Genomic DNA, 10,329 nt, shown 5'->3' with positions numbered 1-10,329 from the left:
TGTTCTGTGGGGGGCTCGGCGGGGGGGGGCCCCCCCGGGCGCGGGGGCGCCCGGGGGGGGGCCCCCCCGCCCCCCGGGGGGGGGGGGCCCCGGGGGGGGGGGCCCCCCCCGCCGTCCTGGGCGCCGACATGACATGCCGGCGCCCAGGTGTGCGTCTACCGGTGAGGGCCTAGGCGGTGGCCGCCTGCGCGTCCGCCGCCTGGGCCTTCAGGGCTCGCTCGACGCCCGAGCGGGACTCCGAGACGAGTCGTCGCAGGGCGGCGTTGGGCTCGGCCGAGAGCAGCCACGCGTCCGTCTTGGCGAGGGTCTCCGCGGCGACCTGGATGCCCGGGTAGAGACCGGTCGCGATCTGCTGCGCGATCTCGTGCGAACGGGCGTCCCAGATCTCCTTGACCACGGTGAAGAACTTGTCCGTGTACGGGGCGAGCAGCTCACGCTGGTCGGTCTGGACGAAGCCCGCGATGACCGCTTCCTGCACGGCGTTCGGAAGCTTGTCGGACTCGACGACCGAGGCCCACGCCTCCGCCTTCGCCTCCTCGGTGGGACGGGCCGCCCGGGCGGTGGCCGCGTGCCGCTCACCGGCGGCCGTCTTGTCACGCTCGTACTCGGCGGCGATCTCCGCGTCGTCGAAACGTCCGACGGCCGCGAGCCGCTGCACGAACGCCCAGCGCAGCTCGGTGTCGACGGCGAGGCCCTCGATGGTCTCGCGGCCTTCGAGCAGGGCCTCCAGGAGGTCCAGCTGCTCCGGCGTGCGCGCGGTCGCCGCGAAGGCGCGCGCCCAGGCCAGCTGGTGGTCGCTACTGGCCTCGGCCGCGTGCAGGTGGGCGAGCGTCGCGTCCGTCCAGCGGTTCAGCAGCGCCTCGCGGGCGGTCGGGTCGGCGTACAGCTCGATCGCGAGCTTCACCTGCCGGTGCAGCGACTGCACGACACCGATGTCGGACTCCTTGCCGATGCCGGACAGCACCAGCGCCAGGTAGTCGCGGGTGGCGAGCTCGGCGTCGCGGGTCATGTCCCAGGCCGAGGCCCAGCACAGGGCGCGCGGGAGGGAGGACTCGAAGTCGCCGAGGTGCTCGGTGACGAACGCCAGCGAGTCCTCGTCGAGGCGGACCTTGGCGTACGACAGGTCGTCGTCGTTGAGCAGGATCACGTCGGGGCGGCGCCTGCCGACGAGCTGCGGTACGGCGGTCAGCTCCCCGTCCACGTCCAGCTCAAGGCGCTCGTCGCGCACCAGCTTGCCGCTGCCGCCCTCGGCGCCGTCGAAGTCGTACAGGCCGACCGCGATGCGGTGCGGGCGCAGTGTCGGCTCGCCCTGGGCGCCGGCGGGCAGGGCCGGGGCCTCCTGGCGGACGGCGAAGGAGGTGATGACACCGTCGGCGTCGGTCTCGATCTCCGGCCGCAGGATGTTGATCCCGGCGGTCTGGAGCCACTTCTGCGACCAGTTCCCGAGGTCCCGCCCGGAGGTCTCCTCCAGGGCGCCGAGCAGGTCGGACAGACGGGTGTTCCCGAACGCGTGGGCCTTGAAGTAGGCCTGGACGCCGCTGAAGAACTCGTCCATGCCGACGTAGGCGACGAGCTGCTTGAGGACGGAGGCGCCCTTGGCGTACGTGATGCCGTCGAAGTTGACGAGCACGTCGTCGAGGTCGCGGATCTCGGCCATGATCGGGTGCGTGGAGGGCAGCTGGTCCTGCCGGTACGCCCACGTCTTCATGGAGTTGGCGAACGTGGTCCAGGAGTGCGGCCACCGGCTGTCGGGGTGGTAGGCCTGGCAGGCGATGGAGGTGTAGGTGGCGAACGACTCGTTCAGCCAGAGGTCGTTCCACCACTCCATCGTCACGAGGTCGCCGAACCACATGTGGGCCAGCTCGTGCAGGATCGTCTCGGCGCGCAGCTCGTAGGCGGCGTCGGTGACCTTGGAGCGGAAGACGTACTGGTCGCGGATGGTGACCGCGCCCGCGTTCTCCATCGCGCCCGCGTTGAACTCGGGCACGAAGAGCTGGTCGTACTTCTTGAACGGGTACGCGTAGTCGAACTTCTCCTGGAACCAGTCGAAGCCCTGCCGGGTTGCCTCGAAGATCGCGTCCGAGTCGAGGAACTCGGCGAGCGAGGGACGACAGTAGATGCCGAGCGGCACGGACTGCCCGTCCTTCTCGTACACGCTGTGCACGGAGTGGTACGGGCCGACGATCAGCGCGGTGATGTACGTCGAGATCCGCGGCGTCGGCTCGAAGACCCAGACGTCGTCCTTGGGCTCCGGGGTCGGCGAGTTGGAGATGACCGTCCAGCCGGAGGGTGCCTTCACGGTGAACTGGAAGGTGGCCTTCAGGTCGGGCTGCTCGAAGGACGCGAAGACGCGGCGTGCGTCCGGTACCTCGAACTGGGTGTAGAGGTAGGCCTGCTGGTCGACGGGGTCGACGAACCGGTGCAGGCCCTCACCGGTGTTGGTGTAGGCGCAGTCGGCCACGACGCGGACGACGTTGCGCCCCGCCAGGAGGCCGGGGAGCGCGATCCGCGAGTCCTTGAAGACCTCGGCCGCGTCGAGCGGGTCGCCGTTGAGAGTGACTTCGTGGACGGTCGGGGCCACCAGGTCGATGAACGACTCCGCGCCGGTCTCGGCGGAGTCGAAGCGCACCGTGGTCACGGACCGGTAGGTGCCGCCCTCCTGCGCGCCGGAGAGGTCGAGATCGACCTCGTACGAGTCAACGGTGAGCAGCTTCGCGCGCTGCTGCGCCTCTTCGCGGGTCAGGTTTGTGCCAGGCACGCGGTCATCTCCTCGTTATGTGTGGGTTGCGCCATCCTTCCACGGGACGCGCACGCAGCGCGATGTCCGATTCCCGCCGGTGCCCGGCCGTCGCGGGCGCGAGCCTGGACGTATGACGACGTACACCGCACACCCCATCGCCCCGGCCGCCCTGAAGGAGCTCCGCGACACCGACGACGCGGGCCGCCGGCTCGCCCCGCTGACCGACGAGGAGGGCGGCTCCATGCTGCGCTGCTGCCTGCGCCGCAGCGAGCCCGGCGAGCGCATCGCCCTGGTCTCCTACGCCCCGCTGCGCCGCTGGGCCGCCGAGACCGGCGCCGAGCCGGGCGCGTACGACGAACAGGGCCCGGTCTTCATCCACGCGGACGACTGCGCCGGCCCGGCCACGGACGCCCTCCCCTTCACGAACGCCCACCGCACGGTCCGACGCTACTCCGCCGAGGGACACATCCTGGGCGGACAACTGGTCCAAGAGCCGACCACGTTCGACGAGGCCTTCACAGCGGCGTTCACCCACCCGGAGGTGGCACTGCTCCACGTTCGGGCGGTGGAGTACGGCTGCTTCCTGTACGAGGTGCGGCGGGGCTAGGGGCTCCGTTCGGCCGGGGTATCTCCGTTCAGCACGGGGAACGGGGCGCGAGCGCGGCGGCTGCGGGGCCAACGGGGGTGTGGCCACAGGCAACGGGGGCGGGGCCGACGGCGGTCGGGGTGGGGCCGACGGCGGTCCCACGCACTCTCAGCTGGCCGAACACGGTCGCCCCGAACGCCAGCGTCATGCCCGCCGACTGCAGCGGTGTCAGCGCCTGCCCCAGCGCCGCCCAGCCGATGACCGCCGCGGTCAACGGCGAGAGCGGGCCGAGGAACGTCACCTGTGTGGCGGTGAGCCGGCCGATGCCCCGGAACCACAGCCAGTAGGCGACCGCCGTGTTCGCCAGCGCGAGGTACAGGTAGCCGCCGATCGCCCGGCCGTCCAGTGGGGGCGGCCCACCCTCGACCACGAGGGCGACCGGCGCGATCAGCAGCCCTCCGGCGGTCAACTGCCAGGCGGTCAGCGCCAGCGGACCGACTCCGTCCGGCCGCCCCCACCGTTTGGTGAGCACCGTGCCGGTGGACATCGACGCGGTGGAGGCGAGCGCCGCGAGAACGCCCACGAGGTCGAGGGCGCCCGCCGCCTTCAGGACGACGAGGCTGACGCCGAGGGCCGCGGTGATACCGGTGAGGAGCGTACGGAGCGTCGGCCGGTCGCCGAGGAGCGCCGCCGAGAGGCCCGCCACGAACAGTGGACCGGTCGACCCGACCACGGCCGCCATTCCGCCGGGCAGCCGGTACGCGGAGAGGAACAGCAGCGGGAAGAACGCGCCGATGTTCAGCGCGCCCAGCACGGCCGCCTTCCCCCACCACACGCCGCGCGGCAGCACGCGCGCGAGCGCGAGGAGCAGCAGCCCTGCGGGCAGGGCACGCAGCAAGGCCGTGAACAGCGGCCGGTCGGACGGGAGGAACTCGGTGGTGACGGCATAGGTGCTGCCCCAGGAGATGGGGGCGAGCGCGGTGAGGGCTATGAGGGCGGGTCGTTTCGCGTCCACGGGACACCCGGTTTCGAGGAGGCCGAACAGAAAGTAGGTCAGCAATAAGTAGCTTAGCTCTAAGCTACTTATTCGCAAGCCGCTTTGTGGTGACCTGCTTCTCGGCGACCCACTTGGTTCCGAGCTACTTTCTTGCGACCGACCTGCGACGCGGCGGATACTCGCCCGCATGAGCGCTCCCAAGGACCCCGTCGACGCGATCGTCGAGCAGTGGGCCGCCGTCCGGCCGGACCTCGACACCGCGGCGATGGAGGTCTTCGGGCGCGTCTTCCGGCTCTCGCGCACCATGGGCGACCGGATGGAGAAGGCGTACGCGCGGTACGGGATCTCGCGCGGGGAGTTCGACGTGCTGGCGACACTGCGCCGCTCCGACGCCCCGTACACGCTCCCACCGCGCCAACTCTCGGCCACGCTCATGCTGACCACGGGCGGGATGACCGGGCGCCTGGACAGGCTGGAGCGCGCCGGACTGCTCCGCCGCTCCCCCGATCCGCACGACCGGCGCGGCCTCCGAGTCACCCTGACGGACGAGGGGCTGAGGCTGATCGACGAGGCCGTCGAGGCGGGGCTCGCCGTCCAGACGGCCGCGCTCTCGGCCCTCGACGGCGAGCAGGCCGCCCAACTGGCCGACCTGCTGCGCCCGCTGCTGGCCGCCACCGCCTCCTAAGAACCCACGGCGGCGGTCAGGGCCGCCTCGACCGCGGCCGGGTCCGGGGACTCGGCGGCCCAGGCCACATATCCGTCGGGCCGCACCAGGAGCGTCGTACGCCGCTCGCCCGCCCAGCGCTCCACGGTGAGACGGCCCGCACGCTCCCCCGCCCGCCCTGCGTGTCCGGCCTGCCCGGTCCCCCCGGCCCCGGACGACTCGGGGGCGATCAGGACGAACCTCCCGGCCCGCAGGGCCTCGTAGAGCCGACCGCTCCTCAGAGCGAGGTCGGGGGCGCGGTTGCCGGTCAAGGGGTGCGCGCCGCGCGGCGCGCCGTACGCGTACCCGATGCCCGTGATGCGGCCGGCCGCCCGACGGCGGGCGGGGCCGACATGGCCGAGCACCATGGTGATCCCCGCGCGCAGCGCCCGGGTCCAGGGACGCTTGGCCATCGCCAGCCGCACGATGCCGCCGCTGCTGCGCAGCACGGACGCGCCGACCGGGTGGCGTTCGGTCTGGTAGGTGTCCAACAGGGCCGCTCCGGCCCACCCGTTGAACACGGCCGCCAGCTTCCAGCCGAGGTTCGCCGCGTCCTGGAGCCCAGTGTTCATGCCCTGGCCGCCGGCCGGGGTGTGCACATGCGCGGCGTCGCCCGCGAGGAAGACGCGGCCCACTCGGTACGCGGGTGCCTGGCGTTCGTCGCTGTGGAACCGGGACATCCAGCGGGCGTCGCGCATCCCGTAGTCGTGCCCGAGCGCGAGCCGGGCGATCTCCTTGACCTCGTCGAGTTCGACCGGCTCGCTCTCCGGGATGTCGCGGCCGCGGTGCCAGCCGATCACCCGGTAGTAGCCGTCGCCGAAGGGCGCGATGAAGGCGAACGCGTCACCGACGGCGTTGGCGGTCAGCACCGACTCCGGCTCCTCGTCGAGCCGGACGTCCGCGAGCACGACGGAGCGGATGACCGACCTGCCGGGGAACGGCAGCCCGACCGCCGCCCGCACCGCGCTGCGCATCCCGTCCGTCCCGACGACGTAGTCGGCCGCCAGCTCACCCGGCGCCCCACCCGGTCCCCGGACTTCGAGCGTCACCCCGTTCCCGTCCTGCCGCAGTCCGGTCACCTCCGTCTCGTACACGAACCGCACCCCGGCCTCACTCGCCCGGCGCTCCAGCGCCTCCTCCACCTCGTACTGCGGAATCACCAGCAGGTGGTTGAACCGGGAGGGCAGCGTGTCCAGCGCGAGCGTGAGCCCGCCGAAGAGCCGAATACGGTCGAGGGTCCGCCCCTTGCGCTCCAGACCGTCCGCGAGCCCGCGGGCGTCGAGCTGTTCCAGGGTGCGGGCGTGCAGGACGAAGGCGCGGGAGAGATTGCTGATCCCGTGGGGGCGCCTCTCGACGAGGGTGACCGGTACACCTGCGGCGGCGAGGTCGCCGGCCAGCAGCAGGCCGGTCGGGCCCGAGCCGACGACGACGACCTGCCGGGGGGTGGTGGGCGGCGTGTGCGAGTGCGTGTTGCCGGTCATGACGGCCTCCTCGTGATGCCAACGCTTGTTGGCCAACGCTTGTTGGCCAACATAGGAGGGCGCCACTGGACTGTCAACACCCGTTGGCCTACGGTCGTTGGCATGCCAGTCGAGGAACAGCGCGCGTCCGACGCCGGTGCCGGCTCCCGGTCCGGATCCAGCACGAGGCAGGTGTCCAGCGTGAGGCAGGTGTCCAGCATGGGGTCCGAGTCCGGCGCGGGAGCCCTCCCGGGAGCGGGCAGCGCACCCGCGGCGGCGTCCCGCCGCTCCGACGCCACCCGGGGCGCGATCCTCACCGCCGCCCGCGAGCGCTTCGCGGCGGACGGCTACGAGCGCGCCACGATCCGGGCCATCGCCAAGGACGCGCACATCGACCCGTCGATGGTCATGCGCTACTACGGCTCGAAGGAGGGGCTGTTCGCGGCCGTGCTCGACGTCGATCTGCGGCTGCCCGATCCGGCGGCGCTCGACCCGGCCGACGTGGGCCGCGTCCTGGTCGGCCACTTCCTCGACCTGTGGGAGGAGAACGAGGTCCTCACCGCGATGCTCCGGGTCGGCGTGACCAACCAGGCCGGTGCCGAACGGATGCAGAGCATCTTCAGGGACCAGCTCGCGCCGGTGGCCCGGCGCGCCTGCCCCGACCCCGAACAGGCTCCGGCCCGCGCGGCGCTCTGCGCCTCACAACTGCTCGGGCTCGCGCTCGCCCGCTACATCCTGCGGCTGCCCCCGGCCGTCGCCCTGCACCGCGAGGAGATCATCGCGTGGCTCGGCCCCACGGTGCAGCGGTATCTGACGGCTCCGCACCCCTAGAACCCGTCCAGGAGGACGCGGCGGTCGCGGCGGCGGCCGGGGCGGTCACGGTGGCCGGGGCGGTCACGGAAACGCGTCGAGGGAGTCCGCGCACCGGTGGGTGCGGGGACTCCCTCGGCGGAGAGTTGGTGCGAAGGGCGGGGGTCAGCCCTGCTTCGGCTGCTTGTGGGACTTGTCCAGGACCATCACGAGGCCGGCGATGCCCAGGAACAGTGCGATCGGCAGCACGACGTAGAGGCCGAGCGTCTCGATCACGCTCAGGCCGGAGCCGGGGTCGTCGCCGTCGTCGCGGGTCAGCGCGAGGGCGGGGGACGACATGAGCAGCATCATCAGCGTCGTACCGGCGGCCAGGGCACCGGCGCGCAGAGCGTTCTTCTTGTCCACGGTGCAAACGTAGCGAACACCCGACGGGGCCGCGCGCCCGGGGGTGCCGTACGGAGTTTCCGGGGCGCCGTACTGAGGTCACGGGGGGTGCCGTGCGGGTGTCACGGGGCTCGGCGCGGGTGGCTCGGGGGACTCCCGGGTGCGCCGGTCCGGCCGCTCTCCGACCGCACCACGTCGATCAGGGCGTGCAGCCGGGGTGAGGCGGCCAGCTCCTCCAGGGTCACCGGGCGGCCCTCGGCGTCGGCGACGGGCAGGCGCCAGTTGGGGTACTGGTCCGAGGTGCCGGGGAGGTTCTGCGGGCGGCGGTCGCCGACCGCGTCCGGGAGCCAGACGCCGATCAGGTGGGCGGGGGTGCGCAGGAGGAAGCGGTGCACGGCCTGGATCTCGGCCTCCTCGGCCGAAGCGGGTTCCCCGCCGTTCGCGCCGCGCAGCAGCCCGAGCCGGGAGAGCAGGGCCAGCCATTCCCGGGTGTCCGCGGCGGCGGCCGCCCGTTCCTCGTCGAGGGAGCCGGTCAACAGGCCGAGCCGGTCGCGGAGTTCGACGTGTTCGCCGGTGAGCCGGGCCGCGGTGGGCGGCAGGTCGTGGGTGGTGGCGGTGGCCAGGCAGTCGGCACGCCAGGTCTCGGGCGGCAGGGGCAGGCCGTCGCCGTCCCAGTCGCGTTCGAACCACATCACCGAGGTGCCCAGCACCCCGCGTTCCTGGAGTGTCTCGCGCACCCCGGGCTCCACGGTGCCGAGGTCCTCGCCGATCACCAGCGCCCCGGCCCGCGAGGCCTCCAGTACCAGGATCGCGAGCATCGCCTCGGCGTCGTAGCGGACGTACGAACCCTCGGTGGGCGGCTGTCCCTGGGGGATCCACCAGAGCCGGAACAGGCCCATGACGTGGTCGATGCGCAGGGCACCGGCATGCCGCAGGAGTGCGCGCAGCAGGCGGCGGTAGGGGGCGTATCCGGAGGCGGCGAGCCGGTCGGGCCGCCAGGGCGGCAGGCCCCAGTCCTGGCCGCGCGCGTTGAAGGCGTCCGGGGGCGCGCCGACGGACATGCCGGCCGCGAAGTACTCCTGCTGGGCCCAGGCGTCGGCTCCGTCGGGGTGGACGCCGACCGCGAGGTCGTGCACGAGCCCGACGGTCATGCCCGCGTCGCGCGCGGAGCGCTGGGCGCGCGCGAGCTGGGCGTCGGTGAGCCAGGCGAGCCGGCTGTGGAAGTCGACGCGGTCCATCAGTTCGCCCCGTGCGCGGGCGGTTCCGGACGAGCGGGGGTCGCGCAGGGCTTCGGGCCAGTTCCGCCAGTCGGAGCCGTACACCTCGGCGAGCGCGCACCAGGTGGCGTGGTCCTCCAGTGCCTGGCCCTCCTCGGCGAGGAAGTCGGCGTACGCGGCCTGCCGGCCGGGCCCGAGGGGCACCGCGCGGACCGATTCGAGCACCTCGCGCTTGAGGTCCCACACGGCGTCGCGGTCGATCAGCGCGCCCTTGCGCAGGACGGATTCGCGCAGCTGTTCGGCGCGCTCCAGCACCGCACGCAGCCGGTCGCGGTCCTCGGCGTACGGGTACTCGGGGATGTCCTCGACACGCAGGTGCACCGGGTCGGGGAAGCGGCGGGAGGAGGGCCGGTAAGGGGAGGGGTCGGTCGGGTCGCCGGGCACGGCCGCGTGCAAGGGGTTGACCTGGACGAATCCGGCGCCGAGCGCCCGCCCCGCCCAGGCGGTCAGCTCGGCGAGGTCACCGAGGTCGCCCATGCCCCAGGAGCGGCGGGAGAGCAGGGAGTAGAGCTGGACGAGCAGGCCGCACGTGCGCCCGGGCGGCGCGGGCAGCCGGGTGGGGGCGACGACCAGGTGGGCGTCGGCGGTGCGGCCGTCGGGGGCGGTGGCGTGCAGCCTGTGGACGCCGGGCGGAAGGTGGTCGGCCTCGGTTCGGGTCTCGCCCTGCTCGGTGGTGATCCGCAGCCGGGTGGCGTCCGGCAGTCCGGCGAGCTCGGCGGGGACGAGGCCGCCCCAGCACACCAGCGTCGGCGGCAGCAGCCGCCGCGCCGTCTCGGCCTCGTGGAGCGCGAGGGCGGCGCGCACGGCGTCCGGGGTGCTCGCGTCGACGCCGAGCGCCGCCAGGATCGCGACGAGCGCGGTGTCCGGGGCCGCGACCGTGCGGTCCGGGGACGGGCTGTAGGCGGGGGCGACACCGTGCAGTTCGGCGAGCCGGGACAGGGGCGTCCGCGGCGCCGGCTCCGATGCCGTCCGCGGCGGGTCGGCGGGCCCACTGGGTGCCATCAGACCCCCGATGCGGCGCCGGTCGAGGTGGGCTCGCTCGTCAGATGCGCGGCGTCCGCGAGCGGCGGCTCACTGGTCAGCGGCTCGGCGTCGGGCAGCGGGGGCTCACTGGTCAGCGGCACCTCGGCGCCGGCACCTTCCGAGTCGAGCGGACACATCCCGGCGCCCTCGGGCTCGACGGACGCCCGGCCCGCGCGGGAGCCGGGGACGGACGGCTCCGCTCCGCGTTCGGACAGGGCCGAGAGGAGAAGGTGTGCCGATACGGCCACAGGGGCCTCCTTGTCGAGGTCGGATACGGCGGCCGAGGGCATTCCGGCGGATCGTGCCGGAAACGGGATGCCCTGACGGTCACCGCAGCCCTACCCCGTGG

Annotated in this window: 9 protein-coding genes; 3 read left to right on the top strand and 6 right to left on the bottom strand. The window is 73.2% G+C overall.

From position 1 onward, the window contains the following. Positions 1-169: 169 nt before the first annotated feature. The gene (pepN, locus tag ACFYR3_RS28210) at positions 170-2,758 is read right to left on the bottom strand and encodes an aminopeptidase N (protein WP_389284986.1); all 2,589 of its coding nucleotides are present in this window, start codon (positions 2,756-2,758) and stop codon (positions 170-172) included. A 112-nt stretch (positions 2,759-2,870) separates the two neighbouring features. Between pepN and ACFYR3_RS28205 the strand changes: the two genes are divergently transcribed. Beyond that, a complete protein-coding gene (locus ACFYR3_RS28205) occupies positions 2,871-3,347 on the top strand; it encodes a DUF1203 domain-containing protein (protein WP_355855869.1) in 477 nt (158 codons plus the stop codon). Positions 3,348-3,375: 28 nt separating this feature from the next. Here the strand turns inward: ACFYR3_RS28205 and ACFYR3_RS28200 are convergent, their stop codons facing one another. Next, positions 3,376-4,341 carry an EamA family transporter gene (locus tag ACFYR3_RS28200; RefSeq protein WP_355855866.1) on the bottom strand — a complete coding sequence of 322 codons (966 nt, stop codon included), beginning with the start codon at positions 4,339-4,341 and terminating at the stop codon, positions 3,376-3,378. A 169-nt stretch (positions 4,342-4,510) separates the two neighbouring features. On the opposite strand from ACFYR3_RS28200, the gene ACFYR3_RS28195 reads away from it, so the two are divergent. Further along, a complete protein-coding gene (locus tag ACFYR3_RS28195) occupies positions 4,511-5,008 on the top strand; it encodes a MarR family winged helix-turn-helix transcriptional regulator (protein ID WP_389284985.1) in 498 nt (165 codons plus the stop codon). Here the strand turns inward: ACFYR3_RS28195 and ACFYR3_RS28190 are convergent. Further along, positions 5,005-6,507, bottom strand: a complete 1,503-nt coding sequence (locus ACFYR3_RS28190; protein WP_389284984.1) for an FAD-dependent monooxygenase — start codon at positions 6,505-6,507, stop codon at positions 5,005-5,007. The two genes, ACFYR3_RS28195 and ACFYR3_RS28190, sit on opposite strands and share 4 nt — an antisense overlap. Before the next feature lie 198 nt (positions 6,508-6,705). Between ACFYR3_RS28190 and ACFYR3_RS28185 the strand changes: the two genes are divergently transcribed. Beyond that, positions 6,706-7,317, top strand: a complete 612-nt coding sequence (locus tag ACFYR3_RS28185; protein ID WP_389284992.1) for a TetR family transcriptional regulator — start codon at positions 6,706-6,708, stop codon at positions 7,315-7,317. A 144-nt stretch (positions 7,318-7,461) separates the two neighbouring features. Here ACFYR3_RS28185 and ACFYR3_RS28180 read toward each other — a convergent pair whose 3' ends face one another. From ACFYR3_RS28180 to ACFYR3_RS28170, 3 genes are all read right to left on the bottom strand, one after another. Next, a complete protein-coding gene (locus tag ACFYR3_RS28180; RefSeq protein ID WP_355855854.1) occupies positions 7,462-7,701 on the bottom strand; it encodes a hypothetical protein in 240 nt (79 codons plus the stop codon). 101 nt (positions 7,702-7,802) lie between these two features. After that, complete coding sequence (gene malQ, locus ACFYR3_RS28175) at positions 7,803-9,959, bottom strand: 4-alpha-glucanotransferase (protein ID WP_389284983.1); 2,157 nt, start codon at positions 9,957-9,959, stop codon at positions 7,803-7,805. Continuing rightward, positions 9,959-10,228 carry a hypothetical protein gene (locus tag ACFYR3_RS28170; RefSeq protein WP_389284982.1) on the bottom strand — a complete coding sequence of 90 codons (270 nt, stop codon included), beginning with the start codon at positions 10,226-10,228 and terminating at the stop codon, positions 9,959-9,961. Before ACFYR3_RS28170 ends, malQ begins: the two co-directional genes overlap by 1 nt. Between the last annotated feature and the right edge of the window lie 101 nt (positions 10,229-10,329).

The organism is Streptomyces sp. NPDC005784 (assembly GCF_042871525.1).
In the GTDB taxonomy this organism is placed as follows: Bacteria; Actinomycetota; Actinomycetes; order Streptomycetales; family Streptomycetaceae; genus Streptomyces.
Note: the sequence above shows the minus strand (reverse complement) of the source record. Positions and strands in the feature narration are given on the sequence as shown.

Bases quoted from the DNA above. Each gene is read 5' to 3' on its own strand.
- ACFYR3_RS28205 (WP_355855869.1), top strand. From the start codon at position 2,871: ATGACGACGTACACCGCACACCCCATCGCCCCGGCCGCCCTGAAGGAG.
- ACFYR3_RS28190 (WP_389284984.1), bottom strand. From the start codon at position 6,507: ATGACCGGCAACACGCACTCGCACACGCCGCCCACCACCCCCCGGCAG.
- ACFYR3_RS28195 (WP_389284985.1), top strand. From the start codon at position 4,511: ATGAGCGCTCCCAAGGACCCCGTCGACGCGATCGTCGAGCAGTGGGCC.
- malQ (WP_389284983.1), bottom strand. From the start codon at position 9,959: ATGGCACCCAGTGGGCCCGCCGACCCGCCGCGGACGGCATCGGAGCCG.
- ACFYR3_RS28185 (WP_389284992.1), top strand. From the start codon at position 6,706: ATGGGGTCCGAGTCCGGCGCGGGAGCCCTCCCGGGAGCGGGCAGCGCA.